Raw genomic sequence first — 20,062 nt, forward strand, 5'->3', positions numbered from 1 at the left:
ATGCGGCGCGAAACCATCATCAACGCGGCACTCGCCATCGGGCTGCTCGCGATCCCGCTCTGGGCGCATGTCACGGGCGAGATCTTCACCATCACCCTGTCCACCCGTGTCGCGATCCTGGCGCTCGCCGCGGTGGGGCTGAACCTTGCGCTCGGGCTTGGCGGGCTGATCTCCTTCGGCCACGCCGCCTATTTCGGGCTGGGCGGCTACACGATGGGAATCCTCGCCTTCCACGCGCAGAGCTTCGATCCGATCTTCACCTGGCCCTTCGTCTTCGAGGGCACCAGGCAGATGCTGGTGATCTGGGTCGCGGCGCTGATCGTGTCGGGCCTTGCCGCGCTGGTCATCGGGCTTCTGACGCTGCGCACCTCGGGGGCCTATTTCATCATGGCCACGCTCGCCTTCGCGCAGATGTTCTACTACCTCTTCGTCAGCTGGCCGAAATACGGCGGCGAGGACGGCATGTCGATCTACATGCGCAACGACTTTCCCGGCCTCGACACGCTCGACCCGATCCAGTTCTTCCTGATCTGCTACGTCCTGCTGATGCTGGCGATCTTCCTGAGCTGGCGCATCGCGCGCTCGCCCTTCGGACTGGCGCTGCAGGCGTCGCGCCAGAACGCCGAGCGGGTGGAGACGGTGGGCATCACCCCCTTCCGCATCCGTCTGACCGCCTTCGTCATCTCCGGGATGATCACCGGGCTTGCGGGGGCGCTGATGGCCGATCTCAACCGGTTCGTCGGCCCCACGATGTTCAGCTGGGAGACGAGCGGGGAGATCATGATCCTTGTCATCCTCGGCGGCGTCGCGCGGCTTTACGGCCCCGTTGCGGGCGCTGCGCTCTTCATCCTGCTCGAGCACTGGCTGGGCGGCGTCAGCGACTACTGGCTTGGCTTCGTGGGCGTGCTGCTGCTGCTGGTCGTGCTCTTCGCCCGCGGTGGCATCGTCGGATCGCTGGCGGGCCGGGAGGTGGCGCATGACTGAGCCGGTTCTCGAAATCCGCCATGTGCACAAGAACTTCGGCGCGCTGCGGGCGAGCCACGACATCAACCTTGCCCTTTACCCCGGTGAGATCCATGCCCTCATCGGGCCGAACGGTGCCGGAAAATCCACGCTCATCAAGCAGATCGCGGGCAATCTTCAGCCGGACGCAGGGCAGATCCGCTTTCTGGGGCAGGACGTGACGGAACTCGATACCGTGTCGCGCGCCCGCATGGGGCTGGGCCGCAGTTTCCAGATCTCTTCGGTGATCCCGGAATTCACGGTGCTGCAGAACATCGTGCTGGCGCTTCAGGGCGCGCAGGGCAGCTCCTACAGTTTCTTCCGTGCCGTGTTGAAGGACCGCGAGATCACCGCCAGGGCGCGTTCGGCAGCCGAACGCGTGGGCCTCGGTGACCGTCTCTCCGTCTGGGCGCAGGACCTCAGTCACGGCGAGCGGCGCAAGCTGGAGATCGCGATGGCGCTGGCGCTGGAGCCACGCGCCTTCCTGCTGGACGAGCCGATGGCCGGCATGGGCACCGAGGGTGCCTCGGAGATGACCCGCTTTCTCGACAAGCTGCGCCACGAGGCGCCGATCCTGCTGGTCGAGCACGACATGGACGCGGTGTTCTCCCTTGCCGACCGGATCAGCGTGCTGGACTACGGGCAGATCATCGCCAGTGGCACGGTCGCGGAGATCCGCGCCAACCCCGAGGTGCGCCGCGCCTATCTGGGCGAGGACGAGGAGGCGGTCTGATGGCGTTCCTAAAGCTGTCGGGGATCGAGGCCGCCTATGGCGCAAGCCAGGCGCTCTTCGGCGTCGACCTGGAACTGGCAGAGGGCGAGGTCGTCGCGCTCATGGGCCGCAACGGGATGGGCAAGACCACGACGATCCGCGTGACCTGCGGGATGCTGCCGGCGCGTGCAGGCCGCATCGAGTTCGACGGGCAGGACATCACGCGTTTGCCCTCGCACAGGGTGGCGCGGATGGGCGTCGGCCTGGTGCCCGAGGGGCGGCGCTGTTTCGCGCCGCTTACGGTCGAGGAGAACCTCGTCGCCGCCGCGCGGCCCGGTCCCTGGGATTTCGACGCGGTGTCCCGGCTCTTTCCCCGCCTGAAGGAGCGGCGCGACCAGCGCGCCGTCTCGCTGTCGGGCGGCGAACAGCAGATGCTGGCGATCGGCCGCGCGCTGATGACCAACCCGCGGCTTTTGATCCTCGACGAGGCGACCGAGGGACTGGCACCCGTCGTGCGGCGCGAGATCTGGGCCGCCATCGGCACGCTGAGGGCCGAGACGGGGCTTGCCATTCTCGTGGTGGACAAGTCGCTGAGGGAACTGGCAAGGGTCGCGGACCGCGCCGTGATCCTCGAACGCGGCGCGACCGTCTGGGCCGGCAGCATGGGCAAGCTCGAGCGCGGGGTGACGGACCGCTACCTGGGCGTCTAGTGCACCGGCGCGGGGCCGCCCACGATCCCCCGGTCGAAGAGACGCCCGATCTCGCCCGAACCAAGGCCCGCGACATCGGCCAGCACCTGCTCCGTATGCTCGCCCAGCAGCGGTGCAGGCCGCGCCGGGTCGCGGCCTGCGGCCGAGAACTCCAGCGGGCTTGCCGGCACCAGATAGTCGCCGATCCCCGGCTGCGTCAGCATCGAGAACATCGGGTTTTCGGGCGACAGGTCCGGATCCTCGTCCAGCGCGGTGCGGAAATCGCGGAAGATCGACCAGGTGACGCCAAGCGCGTCGAAGCTTTCGGCGAAATCGGACACGGCGCGCGCCGCGAACCAGGGCGCAAGCACTTGCGTGATCTCGTGCCGCGCGCGGAAGCGGTTGCCTTCCTCGCCCAGGTCGAGGCCCAGCCGCTGCCCGAGTTGCGCCATCGCCTCTGCCGTTCCGGTGGCTTTCAGAAGCCCCAGCCACTGCCGGCGGGTCAGGCCCACCACCATCACCCGCCGTCCGTCGGCGCAGAGGAAGTCCTGCCCGTAGGCGCCGTAAAGCGCATTGCCGGCCTTGGGCCGGCTCTCGCCCGACAGCGTCGTCTCGCCGATAATCCCCAGATGCCCCAGCATCGCCGCGGCGACATCCTTGAGCGCGACCTCGACCTGCTGCCCGCGCCCGGTCTTGAGCCGCTGGCGCTCTGCCGCGAGCAGCCCCGCCGCCGCGAGGTTGCCGGCGATGCAGTCCCAGGCGGGCAGGACATGGGCCACCGGCTCGGTCGATCCCTCGGGGCCGGTCGCGTCGGGAAAGCCCAGCGAGGGGTTCACCGTGTAGTCCACCGCCGGCCGCCCGTGCCGGTCGCCGGTCAGCGTCAGCATCACCAGATCGCGGCGGTATTGGCTGAGCGTCTCGTAGTCCATCCATCCGCGCACGCGCAGGTTGGTCAGGAAGAGGCCCGCGTCCTCGCCCGGCGCGGTGACGATCCGGGTGATCAGCTCCTGCCCCTCGGGCGATTTCATGTTCACGGCGACCGAGCGCTTGCCCTTGTTGAGCCCCGCCCAGAAGAGCGAGCGCCCGTTCGGCGCCACCGGCCAGCGGTGCGCGTCGAGACCGCCCTCCAGCCGGTCAAAGCGGATCACGTCCGCGCCCATCTGCGCCAGCGTCATGCCGGCCAGCGGAACGGCGACGAAGGCAGAGCCCTCGACCACGCGCATGCCTGTCAGGATGCCCATCTCACACCTCCCATTCCGCGGTGGCCTTCATCGTCATGTGCCCCTCTGCCGCCGCGGCGCAGAGTTTCAGCCCCGGCGCGTCCGCCTCGCGCCAGGCCAGCGCGCGCATCGGCGCACCGGCGAAAAGCGGGTGCACCCCGCGAAAGGCGAAGCGGGCAGGGGGCTTGCCTGCCCGTTCCGTGGCCAGCGCCATCAGGCACAGCGCCTGCATCGGCCCGTGGACGACGAGGCCCGGGTATTTCTCCACCTCGCGGGCGTAAGGCAGGTCGTAGTGGATGCGGTGCGCGTTGAAGGTCGCGGCCGAGAATCGGAAAAGCCGCGTCTCGGGCATCGGCAGGGTCAGTTCCGCCTCCGGCGCCTCCGGCGCGGGCTCCTTCCGGGGCGGCGTGAAGCGGTCGGGCATCGGCATGTAGACGATGTCCTGCCGTTCCTCCACGGCGAGGCCCGCCGGCCCCTCCAACTCGTGCTCGAGGGTGACGAAGACCATGCCGCCGCGGTCGTTCTCGACCTCGCGGAGGCCGGCGATGCGCGAGCGGCGGGTGACGGTGTCGCCCACCCTGAGCGGCGCGTGAAAGGTCAGTGCCCCACCCGCCCACATGCGGCGCTCGTGGTCGATGGGCGGCAGGAAGCCGCCGCGCTTCGGGTGCCCGTCAGGCCCGAGCCCGTCCATCGGCGCGGCGGGGTGAAACAGCGCCCAGTGCCAGAGCGGCGGCAGCGGCGTGCCGGGCTCCGGAGGGGCAGGCAGGCTGCCGGGCAGGTCCGACAGTGTCGCTGCCAGCATGCCGAGCGCGGCCGCGCTGGCCGTGTCCCGGTCCTTTCGTGTGCGCCCGATCCAGCCGTCGTAGTCGTCCCGCGCCATGCGGCTTCCCTCCACTTGCCGGAGTGGAATAGCGGAGACAGAATATTTTGCCTACGAATACTTATGTGCACAAAAGTTGCGTGCGGTGGTCCCGCTCGCAACGATAGTCCCGGGCGCTGCGGCAGTCCCGAGTGCGGCGTCGGCGGTCCAGGTCGGGATCGGGCAGCCTGTCATGTCGCCGCCCGGCATTGGCAAGATACACGTCCTGGGGCGGGGGCAGCGGATGCCCTGTCAGCGCCCGCAGGCTGTCAGCTCCCCAAGGCTGTCAGCGCCCCCAGGAGCGCACCGGCCCGCAGTCCATGTGCACGAAGTTGGACCCGGTGTATCGGCCGACGCCACCCGCGCGACAGGCTGCCGCGGCGCTGGCCATCTGGGCGACCGAGCGCGAGCGCAGTTGCAGGTCCGCCGCCTCGCCCCGCAGGTGGCGCGAGTTCTTCGCCACGCCGGAGCCGCGGCTGCGCAGCATCGCGTTGGTTTCCGGGCTGCGGTAGCCGGAGATCAGCGTGTATGGTTCCGAGGTGTCCAGCATGTTGTGCGCGGCGGACATGATGTCGATCGTGCGCAGGTCGATCGCCTTGACCTGGTTGTTGCGCCAGTCCCGCATGAAGAGGCTGATCTCTTCCACGGCCTCGCGGATATAGTCGCCCTCGATCCAGTAGATCGTGTCCATCCGCTCGCCGGTGCGGCCGGAATACATCCGGATCCGGCGTATGTCGCCGGCCCCGCGAAGGAACCCGGCGGCGTTCGAGTACGTTGGAGCCGCAGTGACCAGCGTCGCCGCGAATGCGGTGAGCAGGCCGCGCCGAGACAGAGCGCCAGCGCCGTGATCGTTCTTCATGAGTGTGCCTGTCCTGTTTTCTGCCGTACCGCGTCGTTGCGCGGCCTGTGTGTCATCCCCAGTGGCGCGGACTATGCCACACGGTCCGAGTCCCGACCAAGCCCGATTCGGCTTAAGTTCCTGTAAACCGTGAGGGTCGGCAAAAAGCTGCTTACTGTGGAGCCGAACGCGTCCTCTGCGGCCAAGTGCAGGCCAGTTGCAGGAATGTCGCGGCCAAGCGCGCACTGCGCGCAGCATGACGAAACGTGAATGGACAGTTGCCCGCTCACCCAAGTCTATACTGCAGTTCGGGAAACCGGCGCGGCGCAAGGGGGTGCGCCCGAAGAGGAGAGTGCTGCCGATGACAGCGAGAATGCGCCCGTCGCTTCGACAGATGTGTGGCGCCGTGGCGTTCGGGGCGGCGCTTTTCCTGACACCCGTGCCGGCGCCGGCCGGCGTCACCGCCTTCAAGCAGGCGCTTGCAGAGGGTGTGGCGGAGAGCGAACCGGCTGCGGCCGTCTATCGCGACAATGGCTTCGCGCCGATCTGGACGGGCGCCGACGCCCTGCACAAGGCGCGCCGCGGCGCGCTCTTCGATGCGCTTGCCGCGCTGCCCGTGCACGGCTTGCCAGCGGAGGATCTGGAGGCGCTGCGGGCGCGCCTCGCGGCTGCCCGCAGCGCGCATGACCTCGGCGTCGCAGAGGCCGAACTGACGCGGCTCTTCCTGCGGTATGCCCGGCGCATCCAGGCGGGTATCCTGACCCCGTCCCAGATCGACGTCGACATGGTGCGCAAGGTCGAACGCCCCGATGTCGCCGCCCAGTTCGCGGCCTTCGCCGCCTCCGATCGGCCGGCCGACTTTCTACGGAGCCTCGCACCGGCGGGCCCGGAATACGCCCGCCTGCTGAAGGCGCGGCTGGAACTGCAGGAGGCCGCGGAGAGCGGCGCCTGGGGCCCACCGGTCGATGCGCGCCGGCTGGAGCCGGGGCAGAGTGGTGCCGCGGTCGTCGCCCTGCGCGACCGGCTGATCGCGATGGGTTACCTCACGCGCTCCGCCTCTGCCAGCTATGACGCAGCCCTCGTCGAGGCCGTGCGCGCCTTTCAGGAGGCGCATGCGCTGGAAGTCGACGGCGTTGCCGGCGCAAGCACGCTGGCCGAGATCAACATGCCCGCCTCGGAGCGGCTGAAATCCGTCCTCGTCGCGCTCGAGCGCGAGCGCTGGCTGCCGCGCGAGCGCGGCGACCGGCACATCCTCGTCAATCTTACCGACTTCTCGGCAAAGATCGTCGACGACGGCAGGGTGAGCTTCGAGACGAAGGCGGTGGTCGGCGCGCGCAGCCCCTCAGGCAAGCACACGCCCGAGTTCTCGGACGAGATGGAGCACATGGTCATCAACCCCTCGTGGCATGTGCCCCGCTCCATCCTCGCGCGCGACTACCTGCCGAAGATGAAGCGCAACCGCAACGCAGCCTCCTACCTGCAACTGATCGACAGTCGCGGACAGGTGGTCAGCCGCGCCTCGGTGAACTTCAATGCCTACAACGCACGCAACTTTCCCTTCAACGTCCGCCAGCCGCCCGGCCCGCGCAACGCGCTGGGCAAGGTGAAGTTCATGTTCCCCAACCAGTATGCCATCTACCTGCACGACACGCCGGAGAAGCACCTTTTCGACCGCCACACCCGCACCTACTCCAGCGGCTGCGTCCGGCTGGAGCGGCCCTTCGACTTCGCCTATGCGCTGCTGGCGCGGCAGACGGACGACCCCAGGGGCCTCTTCCACTCGGTGCTCGACACCGGACGGGAGACGCAAGTCGATCTCGAGACCCATGTGCCGGTGCACCTGATCTACCGCACCGCCGTGACCACGGCGAAGGGTCGGGTGGAGTTCCGCCCCGACATCTACGGGCGCGATGCGCGGGTCTGGTCGGCGCTCGAAGCACGGGGGGTGGCGATCGGCGCCCTGGGCGGATAGGGAAGGGGACATGCGCCGAGGAGGTGACATGTCCCGACCGACAGGCCCCTACACGCTGGGCGAAATCGCACAGGCACTCGGCATTGCGGCCGAGGGCGACACAGAGCTTCTCATCAACGGAGCCGCGGAGCCGGGCGACTCCGGACCCGACCATCTGGCCATAGCGACCACGCCGGTCTATGCCGAACGGCTTGCGCAAGGCAGTGCCCGCGCCGCCCTGCTGTGGGAAGGGGCGGACTGGCGCGCGCTGGGGCTCGATGGGGCGATCTGCCCGTCCCGGCCGCGCTACGCGCTTTCCTCGCTGACGGCCAGGTTCGATCCCGGTCCCGGCTTTGCGCCGGTGCGCCATCCCTCGGCCGTGATCGATCCGGGGGCGCAACTTGCGCCCGATGTCACGGTGGGCGCGCTGGCGGTGATCGAGGCCGGTGCCCGGATCGGGGCAGGCGCGGTCATCGGGCCGCAGGCCTACGTCGGCGCGGACGCGGTGATCGGCCCTGGCGCATTGCTGCGCGAAGGCGTGCGCATCGGCGCGCGGGTCAGCATCGGCGCGCGCTTCACCGCGCAGCCCGGCGCCGTGGTGGGCTCTGACGGGTTCTCCTTCGTGACGCCCGAGGTTTCGGACGTCGAGCGCGCGCGCGCGAGCCTCGGGGAGGAGACCGGGGGCGCCTCGGCGCAGCCCTGGTCGCGGATCCATTCGCTGGGCGCGGTGAGCATCGGCGAGGATGTCGAGATCGGCGCCAATGCCTGCATCGACCGCGGCACCATCCGCGACACGGTGATCGGCGACGGCACCAAGATCGACAACCTCGTGCAGATCGCCCACAACGTGGTGATCGGGCGGCATTGTCTGTTTGCCGGTCAGGTCGGCATCGCGGGCTCCACGGTCGTCGGCGACCACGTCGTGATGGGCGGGCAGGTGGGGGTCGCGGACAACCTGACGATCGGCGGAAACGCGGTCGTCGCGGCAGGCAGCAAGGTGCTGTCCAATGTGCCCGCGGGCCGCGTGATGATGGGCTATCCTGCCACGAAGATGGACGCGCAGGTGGAAAGCTACAAGGCGCTCAGACGCCTGCCGCGACTGTTCCGGGATGTCGCGGCGCTCAAGAAAGCGGTTTCCAAGCCCGGTGCGAGCGACTAAATGAGGCCGGCAACGGCTGACGGGGGCCTCGGGAGATGACGGACGTCCGGGAGAAGGTGATCGGGATCATCGCCGAACAGGCGGTTCTGGAGCCTTCCGACGTGCGCCCCGAGTCGACGCTGGAGGATCTCGGGATCGACAGCCTGGGCCTCGTCGAGAGCATCTTCGCGATCGAGGAGGCCTTCGACATCTCGGTGCCCTTCAATGCCAACGAACCCGAAGCGGGCGACTTCGATATCTCTTCTGTCGAAAGCATCATCCGGGGCATCGAGCGGCTGCTCGCCGAGCAGCACGGGCAGGGAACGCGGAAGGCATGACCGCCGCAAGCCGCCGGGCGGCACGATGAGGCGCGTGGTCATCACCGGCGCCGGCACGATCAACCCGCTGGGACATTCCGTGCCGGAGACGCTTGAGGCGATGCGCGAGGGGCGTTGCGGCATCGGTCCGCTCGAGTTCCGTGACGTCGAGCGGCTGGCCATCCGCATCGGCGGGCAGGTGCGCGACTACAGCGCCGAGGCGCATTTCAACCGTCAGCAGCTTGCCCTCTACGACCGTTTCACGCAGTTCACGCTGACGGCCGCGCGAGAGGCGATCGGGCAGGCGGGGCTGGAGTTCACGGGCGAGCTTGCCGCCACCTCGGGCGTGGTGCTGGGCACCGCGGGCGGCGGCGTCTCGACCTGGGACGAGAACTACCGCACGGTCTACGAGGAAGGGAAGAACCGCGTCCATCCCTTCGTGGTGCCGAAGCTGATGAACAATGCGGCGGCCAGCCACGTCTCGATGGAATACAACCTCAAGGGGCCGTCCTTCACCGTGTCCACGGCCTGTGCCTCGTCCAACCACGCGATGGCGCAGGCCTTCCAGATGGTGCGCCTCGGCATGAGCCGGGTGATGATCACCGGCGGGTCGGAATCGATGCTCTGCTTCGGCGGCGTGAAGGCCTGGGAAGGGCTTCGGGTGATGAGCCGCGACGCGTGCCGCCCCTTCAGCGCCAACCGCAACGGCATGGTGCAGGGCGAGGGCGCGGGCGTCTTCGTCTTCGAGGATCACGAGCATGCCCGCGCCCGCGGCGCCGAGATCCTGGCGGAGGTGGCGGGCTTCGCCATGACCTCTGATGCCGCCGACATCGTGATGCCCTCGAAACAGGGCGCCGCCCGCGCGATGGCGGGCGCGCTGCGCGACGCGCAGCTTCCGTCCGAAAAGGTGGGCTACATCAACGCCCACGGCACGGGCACGCTCGCCAACGACAAGACCGAATGCGCCGCGGTGGCGGATGTCTTCGGCGCGCATGCCGACCGGCTGATGATCTCCTCGACGAAGTCGATGCACGGCCACCTGATCGGCGGCACCGGCGCGGTCGAGCTTCTGGCCTGCATCATGGCGCTGCGCGACGGTGTGATCGCGCCCACCATCGGCTACGAAGAGCCCGACCCCGAATGCGCGCTCGACGTGGTCCCGAACGAGGCGCGCGAGGCCGATGTCGAAGTCGCCCTCTCCAACGCCTTCGCCTTCGGCGGCCTGAACGCCGTGCTCGCCCTGCGCCGCGTCTGAGCGGCTCTCGCGCCGCACGGCCTGCGGCCGCACGACCTCTGGCACCTCGCGCGGGCGAGCGGTCGCCCGTCGGCACGCCCGGTCACCCCGCAAAACCGTGCCCGCGGCGCGCTCTCCGCAATGGGATCAGGCAGGTCCGGCAAGAGGAAGGTCCGGCGCCCGGTCCTTCCTCTTGCCGGAAATACCCCGGGGGAGTCGGCGAAGCCGACGGGGGCAGCGCCCCCTCTTGGCCGTGCCGCGCGCGCCGGCGCTCAGTTCCCGCGCCAGATCCAGCCGCCGCCCAGAACCCGTGTCCCGCCCGTCGCGTAGAAGACGCAGGCCTGGCCGGGGCTCACGCCCTGCTCGGGTGTCAGCAGTTCGACCTCCGCCTCGGTCTCCGACAGTGGGCGCAGGATCGCCTCGGCCGGCGGTCGGGTCGATCGGACGCGCACCGAAATCTCGCGCTCGGTGGCCTCCGTGAAGGCGCCGTCGCCCAGCCAGTTGATCTCGCGCACCGGCACGCGGCGCGTGGCCAGCATCGCCTTCGGGCCGACGATCACGCGGCGGCTGTCCACGTCGAGCTTGACCACATAGAGCGGCTCGTCCAGCCCGCCGATGCCGAGACCGCGGCGCTGGCCGATGGTGAAATGGATCACCCCCGGATGCCTGCCCAGCACGCGCCCGTCCGCGTGCACGATCTCGCCGGGCTCGGCCGCGCCGGGGCGCAGCTTCTCGATCACCGCGGCATAGTCGCCGTTCGGCACGAAGCAGATGTCCTGGCTGTCGGGCTTGTCGGCCACCGGCAGCCCGTGGCGCGCGGCGAGCGCGCGGGTGGCGTCCTTGGAGGCAAGCCCGCCCAGCGGAAAGCGAAGGTAATCAAGCTGTGCGCGCGTGGTCGAGAACAGGAAATAGCTCTGGTCGCGCGCGGCATCGGCCGCCATGTGCAGCTCGGGGCCCTGCGCGCCCGCCGCACGCCGGATATAGTGGCCGGTGGCCATGCAGTCGGCCTCGAGGTCCTTGGCCGTCTCCAGCAGGTCGCGGAACTTCACCCGCTCGTTGCAGCGGATGCAGGGCACGGGCGTGGCACCGCCGAGGTAGCTGTCGGCGAACTCGTCGATCACCGCCTCGCGAAAGGCGTTCTCATAGTCCAGGACATAGTGCGGAAAGCCCATCGTTTCCGCCACGCGGCGGGCGTCGTGGATGTCGCGCCCCGCGCAGCAGGCGCCCTTTTTCGCCAGCGCCGCACCGTGGTCGTAGAGCTGCAGCGTGACGCCGACGACGTCGTAGCCCTCTTCGGCCAGCATGGCTGCTACGACAGAACTGTCCACGCCGCCGGACATGGCGACGACCACGCGCGTGTCGGCCGGGGACTTCGGCAGGCCCAGCGAATTGAGGCCGGTGGCGGTGTCGAGCGACATGGCGGATCCCTTCGGAAAGTCAGCGGAATATAGGAAAATGCGCCGCGTTCTCAAGGGCGCGTTTCATCGCGCGTTAAGCGCACGGGCGCGAGGCTCCCGCCGGCCAGTCTGGAGGAGCCGCATGTATCTGCGAAAGGTCAAGGGGCCGCGCGCCGTGACCCTGCCGGGCGGGCGGGTGATGACGCGCGCCGATCTCCCGCCTGCCGACACGCGCCGCTGGGTCGCCTCGCGCAAGGCCGCGGTGGTGCTGGCGGTGCGCCATGGGCTGATCGACGAGGCAGAGGCGATCGCGACCTGGGCGCTCAGCGCCGAGGAACTCGCCGAATGGATCGCTGCCGCCGAGCGGGGCGGAGAACGCGCCCTGCGTGCAACAGCCCGGAACAAGCGCAACTAAAGATTGCAGAATGGCGCGAAGGGGATACACTGACCTTCGGTAACGCAAGGTTAACCTTTTTTGTTCACCTTGCGTTTCCATACGGAGCGACGAAGCGGAGAGCGGGCATGCGCGTGCTGCTGGTGGAAGACGACCCCACGACCTCGAAGAGCATCGAACTGATGCTGACCCACGCCAATCTCAACGTCTATGCGACCGATCTGGGGGAGGAAGCGGTCGATCTCGCCAAACTCTACGACTACGATCTGATCGTGCTCGATCTCGATCTGCCGGACATGACCGGCCACGACGTTCTGCGCCAGCTTCGGCTTGCGCGGATCGGCACCCCGATCCTGATCCTCTCGGGCTCCGACGACACCGAGAACAAGATCCGCGGCTTCGGCTTCGGCGCCGACGATTACCTGACGAAGCCCTTCCACCGCGAGGAACTGGTTGCGCGCATCCACGCCATCATCCGCCGCTCCAAAGGCCATGCGCAGTCGATCATCAGGACAGGCAAGATCGCGGTGAACCTGGACGCCAAGACCGTCGAGGCCGAAGGCAAGCCGGTGCATCTGACCGGCAAGGAATACCAGATGCTCGAGCTTCTGAGCCTGCGCAAGGGCACGACGCTGACCAAGGAGATGTTCCTCAACCATCTCTACGGGGGCATGGACGAGCCGGAGCTGAAGATCATCGACGTCTTCATCTGCAAGCTGCGCAAGAAGCTGTCCGAGGCCACGGGCGACCCGAGCTATATCGAGACGGTCTGGGGCCGTGGCTACGTGCTGCGCGACCCGCAGCCCGCGGGCGACGAGACGACGTCGATCGCGGCCAGCGCCTGAGCCGCAGGACCGGGCGCCCCGGCCAAGGGGCGGACTGGACGGGCGGGCGGCGCGGCCCTATCACTCGCGGCGGATCGTATCGCGCGGGAGAGGGCCGTGGCAGAGGAGACGCCCGTCGAGGAGTTGAGCGCCGAGGAGGCGGCCGCGGAGCTCGCGCGCCTGGCCGCCGAAATCGCGCGCGCCGACCGGGCCTATCACCTCGAGGATGCGCCGGAGATCAGCGATGCGGAATACGACCGGCTCAAGCGCCGCAACGCCGAGATCGAGGCGCGCTTTCCCGACCTCAAGCGCGCCGACAGCCCCGGCGAGCGGGTGGGCGCCCGCCCCTCGGAAACCTTCGCCAAGGTCCGCCATGCGGTGCGGATGCTCTCGCTCGAGAACGCCTTCGAGCGCGCGGAGGTGGCCGAGTTCGACGCGCGCATCCGCCGCTACCTGAACCTCGGGGCCGAGGCCCCGCTCAACTTCACCGCCGAGCCCAAGATCGACGGCCTCAGCCTGTCGATCCGCTACGAGGGCGGCCGGCTGGTGCAGGCCGCCACCCGCGGCGACGGCGCCGAGGGCGAGGACGTCACCCGCAACGTGCGCACCATCGGCGAGATCCCCGGGCGTCTCGAGGGTGCGCCCGACATCCTGGAGGTGCGCGGCGAGGTCTACATGGGCCACGACGACTTCGCGGCGCTCAATGCGCGGCAGGAGGCGGCCGGCGCGAAGCGCTTCGCCAACCCGCGCAACGCCGCCGCCGGCAGCCTGCGCCAGCTCGACCCGGAGGTGACGCGCGCCCGCCCGCTGCGCTTCTTCGCCTACGGCTGGGGCGCGCTCTCGGCGCCGCTGGGCGACACGCAGATGGCGGCGCTGGAGCGGCTGGGCGCCCTTGGCTTTCCGGTCAACCCGCTCACCCGGCTCTGCGACGGGCTTGACGAGATGCTGGCCCATTACGCGCAGATCGAACAGCAGCGCGCGACGCTGGGCTACGACATCGACGGCGTGGTCTACAAGGTGAACGACCTTGGCCTGCAGGAGCGGCTTGGCTACCGCTCGACCACGCCGCGCTGGGCGCTGGCGCACAAGTTTCCCGCCGAGCTTGCCTGGACTCTGCTCGAGGCCATCGACATCCAGGTGGGCCGCACCGGCGCGCTCTCGCCGGTCGCGCGCCTCACGCCCGTGACGGTGGGCGGCGTCGTGGTGTCGAACGCCACGCTGCACAACGAGGACTACATCGCCGGCCGCGATTCGAAGGGCGACCCGATCCGCGGCGGCAAGGACATCCGCGTGGGCGACTGGGTGCAGGTCTATCGCGCGGGCGACGTGATCCCGAAGGTGGCGGATGTGGACCTGTCGCGCCGGCCCGACGACGCGACACCTTACGAATTTCCAAAGACCTGCCCGGCCTGCGGCTCGGACGCGATCCGCGAAGAGGGCGATTCGGTGCGCCGCTGCACCGGCGGGCTGATCTGCCCCGCGCAGGCCATCGAGAAGCTGAAGCATTTCGTCTCGCGCGGGGCCTTCGACATCGAGGGGCTGGGGGCAAAGCAGGTGGAGCAGTTCTATCTGCTGTCATGGATCCGCGAGCCGGCCGACATCTTCACCCTGCGCGACCGCGACGCGGCGGGCGAGAAGGCGCTGCTGGAGCCTGACGAGGTGCTGGACCGGCTCGAGGGCGAGGAGAGCGGCGAGGCCCGCGCCCGCCTTGCCGCCGCGCTGGGGCTCGAGACCTTCGAGCGCGATTCGGTGGCCGAGCGTTTCGCCGAGCGCAGCCGCACGCCGCTTGCCCGGCACCTGGGCTGGGGCGAGAAGAGCGCCGCCAACCTCTTCGAGGCCATCGACGAGCGCCGCAGCATCCCGCTGGAGCGGCTGATCTTCGCGCTGGGCATCCGGCACGTCGGAGAGACCGCGGCGCAGCTTCTGGCGCGGCATTACGGGACCTGGGAGAACTTCATCGCGGCGATGGAGCCGGCCGCCGCCGAAGAGGGCAGCGCCTGGAACGACCTGCTGTCGATCGACGGGGTGGGCCCCGTGCTCGCCCGGTCGCTGGTCAAGAGCCTGACCCAACCGGCCGAGCGCGCCTCGGTCGACCGGCTGGCGGCCTGCCTCACCGTCGAGGAGGCGGAGCCGCCCGCAACCTCTGACAGCCCGGTGGCCGGCAAGACCGTCGTGTTCACCGGCACGCTGGAAAAGATGACGCGCGCCGAGGCCAAGGCGCGGGCCGAAAGCCTTGGCGCGAAGGTCTCGGGCTCGGTCTCGCCGAAGACCGATCTCCTCGTCGCCGGCCCCGGCGCGGGCTCCAAGGCGAAGAAGGCCGCGGAACTGGGCGTCGAGACCATCGACGAGGACGGCTGGCTCAAGCTGATCGGCGCCGGATGAGCACGCGGCCGGAGCCGCTCTTTCCGCTCTTCGCCGGGCTCGACACGCTGCCCGGCGTGGGGGCGAAGACCGCGCAGACCCTCGAAAAGGGCGGGATCGAGCGGCCGCGCGACCTGCTCTTCACGCTGCCCCATTCGGTGGTGGACCGCCGCAGGCGCGACAGCATCCGGGGCCTCGACCTGCCGCAGGTGACGACGGTCGAGGTCACGGTGGGCGCGCACCGCGCGCCGCGCACGAAATCCGGCGCCTACCGGGTCGAGGTCGAGGATGCCCGGACCGCGTTCCAGCTGGTCTTTTTCCGGGCGCGCGCCGACTACCTGATGCGTGCGCTGCCGCCGGGGGCGCGGCGCGTCGTCTCTGGCCGGGTGGAGCTTTACGACGGGATGGCGCAGATGGTGCATCCCGATCACATCCTGCCCCCCGGCGAGGCGGGCGAGATTCCGGACTTCGAGCCGGTCTATCCCCTCACGGGCACGCTCACCCAGAAGGTGATGGCGAAGGCCGCGCAGGCCGCGCTCGCCCGCGCGCCCGAGCTGCCCGAGTGGATCGACCCGGTGCAGAAGGCGCAGGCCGGCTGGCCGGACTGGCGCGCGGCGCTGGACGCCGCCCATGCCCCGCGCGGCGCGCCAGACATCGCGGCCACCCATCCCGCGCGCGAGCGGCTGGCCTACGACGAGATGATGGCGCACCAGCTGACGCTCGCGCTGGCGCGGGCGCGGGTGCGGCGGGGCCGGGGGCGAGAGACGCACGGCACCGGAGAGTTGCAGCGCAAGGTGCTGGAAAGCCTCGCCTTCCGCCCAACGGGCGCGCAGAGCCGTGCGGTGGCCGAGATCGCGGACGACATGCGCAGCCCGCTGCGGATGAACCGCCTGCTGCAGGGCGACGTGGGCGCCGGCAAGACGCTGGTGGCCTTCCTCGCGCTGCTGATCGCGGTGGAGGCTGGCGGGCAGGGCGTGATGATGGCGCCCACCGAGATCCTCGCGCGGCAGCATTACGAGGCGCTGGTGCCGCTCGCCCGGGCCGCGGGCGTACGGATGGCGCTGCTGACAGGCCGCGACAAGGGGACGGGGCGCGCCGCCAAGCTCGCCGCGCTGGCCGGGGGCGAGACGCAGGTGCTGGTGGGCACCCATGCGGTCTTTCAGAAGGACGTGGCGTTTCACGACCTGCGGCTTGCCATCGTGGACGAACAGCACCGCTTCGGCGTCCGCCAGCGGCTGGAACTGGGGCGCAAGGGCGCGCGCGCCGACATGCTGGTGATGACGGCCACGCCGATCCCGCGCAGCCTTGCGCTGGCGCATTACGGCGACATGGACGTGAGCGTGCTGGACGAGAAGCCCCCCGGCCGGCAGCCGATCCGCACCGCCATGGTCTCGACCGAGCGGCTGGGCGAGGTGGTGGAGCACCTGCGCCGCGCCGTGGCCGAGGGGCGGCAGGCCTATTGGGTCTGCCCGCTGGTGGACGAAAGCGAGGCGGTGGATCTGACCGCCGCCGAGGAACGGTTCAAGCGGCTGCGCGCGACGCTGGGCGAAGGCGTCGTGGGCCTTGTCCACGGGCAGATGCCGCCCGAGGAAAAGGACGCCGCGATGGCCCGCTTCCAGCGCGGCGAGACGAGCGTACTGGTGGCGACCACGGTGATCGAGGTGGGCGTGGACGTGCCCAACGCGACGATCATGGTGATCGAGCGGGCCGAGATCTTCGGGCTGGCGCAACTGCACCAGCTGCGTGGCCGGGTGGGACGGGGCAGCGGCGCCTCGACCTGCCTGCTGCTCTACCAGTCCCCGCTGGGCGAGACCGCGGCGCAGCGGCTGACCACGATCCGCGACACCGAGGACGGCTTCCGCATCGCCGAGGTGGACCTGGAGATGCGCGGCGCGGGCGACCTGATCGGCACTGCGCAGTCCGGGCTGCCGCGTTTTCGCATCGCGGACATGGAGCGGCAGGCGGGGCTGATGGCGACCGCGCAGTCCGACGCGCGCCGCCTGCTGGCCGACGACCCCGAGCTGCGCACCGAACGCGGAGAGGCTGCGCGGACGCTGCTGTGGCTCATGCGGCAGGACGAGGCGATCCGCCTGCTGTCGGTAGGTTAGGCCGGCGAATCCTTTCGTTCGCGGATGTTCTTAAAAAGTTCTTTACATCGCGTCACGGATATGAGAACAAAACAACAACACCCCGCAGACGGAGACACCGCGATGATGACTCAGCTTGCCACGATCCTGCGCCGCGCCCCGGGCGCCGTCGTCGCCGACATGGCGGGCCTGGTGGCGCTGGCCGTGCTGCTCTTCGCGGCGCTGCACCTGCCCGGGGGCGTCTGACCTGCCTCGCGATCCGCGCTCATAGGGTTCCCGGCGCCGTCGTCTCCAATCGTGCGCCACCTGTCGGCCCTGTCTGTCCCCAAGCGGATCGAACTTCGCCGCCGCCTTCCTCTGCGAAGTGCGGCGGCTTTTTTCATGCGGCGGTCAACGGGTCGGTTTTAGGCACAATGCGCCTTTTCGGCCTCTGCCGCCGCCTCTGCCGTCGCTTCCAGCGCCAGCATGATCGAGGCGTGGCGATTCTTGTAGTCGCGCGCCGGGCGCAGCACCTCGAGCCCGTCGAAGGGCGCGGCAGGCGGCGGGCCGCCCGATTTCAGCATCGCCCTGAGCGCGTCCCGCGCCGCTTCCACTTCGGCCCGCGTCCGGCCGATGGCGTTCTGCCCCACCACGGCCGCCGCCGCCTGTCCCAGCGCGCAGGCCTTCACGTCCTGGGCGAACGCCGCGATCCGCCCGTCGCGCAGCGTGACGTCCACCGTCACCGTGGAGCCGCAAAGCGGCGAGCGTTTCCTGACGCTGCCCTCCGGGTCCGGGAGCCGCCCGGTGTGCGGGACGTCGGCCGCAAGCGCGAGAATGCGGCCCGAATAGAGCTTGATCAGGTCGGAGTCGGTGCTCATGGCTTCACCCTTGCCCGTCTCCGGCATAAGTAGGCCCGGTCTGCCCGGATGCCAAAGGAAATCCACATGTCCTTCGATCCCGCGACGCTGCGCTACGATGCGCGCGGCCTGATCCCGGCCATCGCGCAGGACGCCGAGAGCGGCGAGGTGCTGATGATGGCCTGGATGAACGCAGACGCGGTGGCGCGCACGCTGCAAACCGGGCGCGTCACCTACTGGTCGCGCTCGCGGCAGGAGTTCTGGGTCAAGGGCGAGACCTCGGGCCACGTTCAGGACCTGGTCGAGATGCGGATCGACTGCGACCGCGACGCGCTGCTTCTGCTGGTCCGCCAGACGGGGCCCGCCTGCCACACCGCGCGGCGCAGCTGTTTCTACACCGCGCTGCGCGACGGCGCGGAGGTGGAGATCATGGCGCCCGAGAGCTGAGGCCGCTCAAGGGGGGCTGTCTGCCCCCCTCGGCGGCGTTGCCGCCTCACCCCCCGAGGGTATTTCGGGCAAGAGGAAGGAGCTTGGTCAGGCCCACCATTGCCCGGATATCGGCCGGGCTGTGGCCCTCGGTTCGGAAGGTGGCGATGGCGCGGGCCTCGTCGCGCTTGGCGAGGCGGCGACCGGTCTCGTCGCGGATCAGGCGGTGGTGGTGGTAGATGGGCGTGGGCAGGTCGAGAAGGCGCTGCAGCAGGACGTGGATCGCGGTCGCGGGGGCGAGGTCCGCGCCGCGGATCACGTGGCTGATGCCCTGGTCGGCATCGTCGCAGACCACTGAAAGATGGTAGGAGGCGCCAAGATCGCGGCGCGCGAGTGCCACGTCGCCGATGCCGTGCCTGTAGTGCTCGGGGGAGAGCGGCGGGGGCGGCGGGGCCACACCCGTTTCGGCGTAGGTCAGGGGGGATGTGGGGAGATCGGCGGCTTTTGCCGCGCGGCTCATGTCGAGGCGCAGGGCCATGTCCCGGGGCATCGGGCCTCTGGGCGGATGCTCGGGGCGGCAGGTGCCAGGGTAGATCAGCCCGTCGGGGCCGTGGAGCGGGGCGCCCTCCTGCGGGGCGCTGACGGCGGCCTCGATGTCGCGGCGGGTGCAGCGGCAGGGGTAGAGCAACCCGCGGTCCCAGAGGGCGGCAAGCGCCGCGCGGTAGCACGGCAGGCGGTCGGACTGGCGCAGCACCGGCCCGTCCCAGGTGAGGCCCAGCCAGGCGAGGTCCGTCTCGATCTGCGCGGCCCAGTGCGGCCTGGACCGGCTCTGGTCGATGTCGTCGAGCCGCAGCAGGAAGGCGCCGCCCGCGGCGCGCGCCATGTCGTGCGCCAGCATTGCGGAATAGGCATGGCCGAGGTGCAGGGGGCCGGTTGGCGAGGGCGCGAAGCGGGTCCGCAGAGTCACACCTTTTCGAGGACCACGACCAGCGCGCCCACGCCTTCGCCGGGCACATGCGGCCCGTGTTCGCGGAAGCGTTCCGCGGCCGCGCCGCTGTCGACGAGTGCCGCGACATGTGCCGCGTAGGCGGGATCCTGCAGCGTATGGTCGTTGAAGGAAAAGCCCATCCGGCCGCCGCTTGGCAGCAACGCCCAGAGCCGGTCGAGGACCGCGAGCGGTGCGGCGCCCGAGCCGATGACACCGATGGCGGCCACGGTGGCATAGGCGCCTGCGCGATCGGTCATCGCGTCGTCCTCGGTAATCGTGTCGAGGGCGCGGTAGACGCCCTTGTGCCGCGCGACCTCGAGCATCCCGTCGGAGACGTCCACGCCGTCGAGGGTGGTAAAGCCGGCCTCGGCCAGTGCTTCGCCCGACAGCCCGGTGCCGCAGCCGAAGTCCAGCAGTGGCTTTTCCGGGTCGGCGCCGGCGCTCCGCAGCGCCTGTGCGACACGGCCCGGCGTGGCGTAGCGCGCCGCGCGCAGGTCCGCATCGTAGCTTTCGGCCCAGTCGTCGTAGAGGCGGCGCATCTCTTCCGCGCCTTCGGTCCGGTAGACCCGTTCGAGAAATCCCTTGTTCATGACCTTCAGGGTAACGAAGGGGTCAGGCGGCGTCCAGCGCCGCCCCCTCGAGCCAGCCCTGCCAGGCGGCCTTGGCGCGGTCTGTATAGGCGCGGTAGCGGTCGCGCCGGCCACGGCGGCCGCCCTTGAGGCCCTCGACCGGGCGGAAGAGGCCGAAGTTCACGTTCATCGGCTGGAAGGTCTTCGCCTCGGCGCCGCC

At 69.8% G+C, this 20,062-nt stretch carries 20 protein-coding genes and 1 pseudogene; 13 read left to right on the forward strand and 8 right to left on the reverse strand.

The features are described from left to right. The 3 genes from ACLFOB_RS04520 to ACLFOB_RS04530 are packed head-to-tail and all read left to right on the forward strand — an operon-like array spanning position 1 to position 2,424. The gene (locus tag ACLFOB_RS04520) at positions 1-984 is read left to right on the forward strand and encodes a branched-chain amino acid ABC transporter permease (RefSeq protein ID WP_410916304.1); all 984 of its coding nucleotides are present in this window, start codon (positions 1-3) and stop codon (positions 982-984) included. Then, positions 977-1,735, forward strand: coding sequence for an ABC transporter ATP-binding protein (locus ACLFOB_RS04525; protein ID WP_410916303.1), 759 nt, complete (start codon positions 977-979; stop codon positions 1,733-1,735). Before ACLFOB_RS04520 ends, ACLFOB_RS04525 begins: the two co-directional genes overlap by 8 nt. Continuing rightward, a complete protein-coding gene (locus tag ACLFOB_RS04530; protein WP_410925111.1) occupies positions 1,735-2,424 on the forward strand; it encodes an ABC transporter ATP-binding protein in 690 nt (229 codons plus the stop codon). The genes ACLFOB_RS04525 and ACLFOB_RS04530 overlap by 1 nt, the downstream gene beginning before the upstream one ends. On the opposite strand, the gene ACLFOB_RS04535 is transcribed toward ACLFOB_RS04530, so the two are convergent. The 3 genes from ACLFOB_RS04535 to ACLFOB_RS04545 all read right to left on the reverse strand — a co-directional run bounded on the left by ACLFOB_RS04535 (position 2,421) and on the right by ACLFOB_RS04545 (position 5,341). After that, positions 2,421-3,644 (reverse strand): CoA transferase, encoded by a 1,224-nt coding sequence (locus ACLFOB_RS04535; RefSeq protein WP_410916300.1) that lies wholly within the window; start codon positions 3,642-3,644, stop codon positions 2,421-2,423. The genes ACLFOB_RS04530 and ACLFOB_RS04535 overlap by 4 nt on opposite strands. Before the next feature lies 1 nt (position 3,645). Further along, entirely contained in the window at positions 3,646-4,503 is an 858-nt protein-coding gene (locus tag ACLFOB_RS04540; protein ID WP_410916299.1) for a MaoC family dehydratase N-terminal domain-containing protein, read from the reverse strand. A gap of 265 nt (positions 4,504-4,768) precedes the next feature. Next, positions 4,769-5,341 carry a YcbK family protein gene (locus ACLFOB_RS04545; RefSeq protein ID WP_410916298.1) on the reverse strand — a complete coding sequence of 191 codons (573 nt, stop codon included), beginning with the start codon at positions 5,339-5,341 and terminating at the stop codon, positions 4,769-4,771. 385 nt (positions 5,342-5,726) lie between these two features. On the opposite strand from ACLFOB_RS04545, the gene ACLFOB_RS04550 reads away from it, so the two are divergent. The 4 genes from ACLFOB_RS04550 to ACLFOB_RS04565 are packed head-to-tail and all read left to right on the forward strand — an operon-like array spanning position 5,727 to position 9,981. Continuing rightward, complete coding sequence (locus tag ACLFOB_RS04550) at positions 5,727-7,292, forward strand: L,D-transpeptidase family protein (protein ID WP_410925113.1); 1,566 nt, start codon at positions 5,727-5,729, stop codon at positions 7,290-7,292. A gap of 28 nt (positions 7,293-7,320) precedes the next feature. Further along, entirely contained in the window at positions 7,321-8,430 is a 1,110-nt protein-coding gene (gene lpxD, locus ACLFOB_RS04555) for a UDP-3-O-(3-hydroxymyristoyl)glucosamine N-acyltransferase (protein ID WP_410916296.1), read from the forward strand. A gap of 35 nt (positions 8,431-8,465) precedes the next feature. Next, on the forward strand, positions 8,466-8,747 hold the full coding sequence (locus ACLFOB_RS04560; RefSeq protein WP_410916294.1) for an acyl carrier protein: 282 nt from the start codon (positions 8,466-8,468) through the stop codon (positions 8,745-8,747). A gap of 25 nt (positions 8,748-8,772) precedes the next feature. Continuing rightward, positions 8,773-9,981, forward strand: coding sequence for a beta-ketoacyl-[acyl-carrier-protein] synthase family protein (locus ACLFOB_RS04565; RefSeq protein ID WP_410916292.1), 1,209 nt, complete (start codon positions 8,773-8,775; stop codon positions 9,979-9,981). A 251-nt stretch (positions 9,982-10,232) separates the two neighbouring features. Here ACLFOB_RS04565 and mnmA read toward each other — a convergent pair whose 3' ends face one another. Then, positions 10,233-11,378: a tRNA 2-thiouridine(34) synthase MnmA gene (gene mnmA / locus ACLFOB_RS04570; protein WP_410925115.1), complete on the reverse strand. Its 1,146-nt coding sequence runs from the start codon at positions 11,376-11,378 to the stop codon at positions 10,233-10,235. A 121-nt stretch (positions 11,379-11,499) separates the two neighbouring features. Between mnmA and ACLFOB_RS04575 the strand changes: the two genes are divergently transcribed. From ACLFOB_RS04575 to ACLFOB_RS04595, 5 genes are all read left to right on the forward strand, one after another. Further along, complete coding sequence (locus ACLFOB_RS04575; RefSeq protein WP_410925117.1) at positions 11,500-11,772, forward strand: DUF1153 domain-containing protein; 273 nt, start codon at positions 11,500-11,502, stop codon at positions 11,770-11,772. Between the two features lie 107 nt (positions 11,773-11,879). Continuing rightward, positions 11,880-12,596, forward strand: a complete 717-nt coding sequence (gene ctrA, locus ACLFOB_RS04580) for a response regulator transcription factor CtrA (protein WP_410916288.1) — start codon at positions 11,880-11,882, stop codon at positions 12,594-12,596. 96 nt (positions 12,597-12,692) lie between these two features. Then, a complete protein-coding gene (ligA, locus tag ACLFOB_RS04585) occupies positions 12,693-14,957 on the forward strand; it encodes an NAD-dependent DNA ligase LigA (protein WP_410925119.1) in 2,265 nt (754 codons plus the stop codon). Continuing rightward, positions 14,954-17,044, forward strand: coding sequence for an ATP-dependent DNA helicase RecG (gene recG, locus ACLFOB_RS04590; protein WP_410925121.1), 2,091 nt, complete (start codon positions 14,954-14,956; stop codon positions 17,042-17,044). The genes ligA and recG overlap by 4 nt, the downstream gene beginning before the upstream one ends. 102 nt (positions 17,045-17,146) lie before the next feature. Further along, entirely contained in the window at positions 17,147-17,269 is a 123-nt protein-coding gene (locus ACLFOB_RS04595) for a hypothetical protein (RefSeq protein WP_410917801.1), read from the forward strand. Positions 17,270-17,427: 158 nt separating this feature from the next. Here the strand turns inward: ACLFOB_RS04595 and ACLFOB_RS04600 are convergent, their stop codons facing one another. Beyond that, positions 17,428-17,880, reverse strand: a complete 453-nt coding sequence (locus ACLFOB_RS04600) for an iron-sulfur cluster assembly scaffold protein (RefSeq protein ID WP_410925123.1) — start codon at positions 17,878-17,880, stop codon at positions 17,428-17,430. Positions 17,881-17,946: 66 nt separating this feature from the next. Between ACLFOB_RS04600 and hisI the strand changes: the two genes are divergently transcribed. Continuing rightward, positions 17,947-18,306, forward strand: coding sequence for a phosphoribosyl-AMP cyclohydrolase (gene hisI / locus ACLFOB_RS04605; protein WP_410917803.1), 360 nt, complete (start codon positions 17,947-17,949; stop codon positions 18,304-18,306). A 46-nt stretch (positions 18,307-18,352) separates the two neighbouring features. Here the strand turns inward: hisI and gluQRS are convergent, their stop codons facing one another. The 3 genes and pseudogenes from gluQRS to ACLFOB_RS04620 form a co-directional block, all read right to left on the reverse strand. Further along, positions 18,353-19,252, reverse strand: coding sequence for a tRNA glutamyl-Q(34) synthetase GluQRS (gene gluQRS, locus ACLFOB_RS04610; RefSeq protein WP_410925125.1), 900 nt, complete (start codon positions 19,250-19,252; stop codon positions 18,353-18,355). After that, positions 19,249-19,863 carry a class I SAM-dependent DNA methyltransferase gene (locus tag ACLFOB_RS04615; protein ID WP_410925127.1) on the reverse strand — a complete coding sequence of 205 codons (615 nt, stop codon included), beginning with the start codon at positions 19,861-19,863 and terminating at the stop codon, positions 19,249-19,251. The genes gluQRS and ACLFOB_RS04615 overlap by 4 nt, the downstream gene beginning before the upstream one ends. Positions 19,864-19,885: 22 nt before the next feature. After that, positions 19,886-20,062 (reverse strand): annotated as a pseudogene (locus tag ACLFOB_RS04620) (FADH(2)-oxidizing methylenetetrahydrofolate--tRNA-(uracil(54)-C(5))-methyltransferase TrmFO); the annotation flags it as partial.

It is taken from the genome of Rhodosalinus sp. (assembly GCF_046542825.1).
In the GTDB taxonomy this organism is placed as follows: domain Bacteria; phylum Pseudomonadota; class Alphaproteobacteria; order Rhodobacterales; family Rhodobacteraceae; genus Rhodosalinus.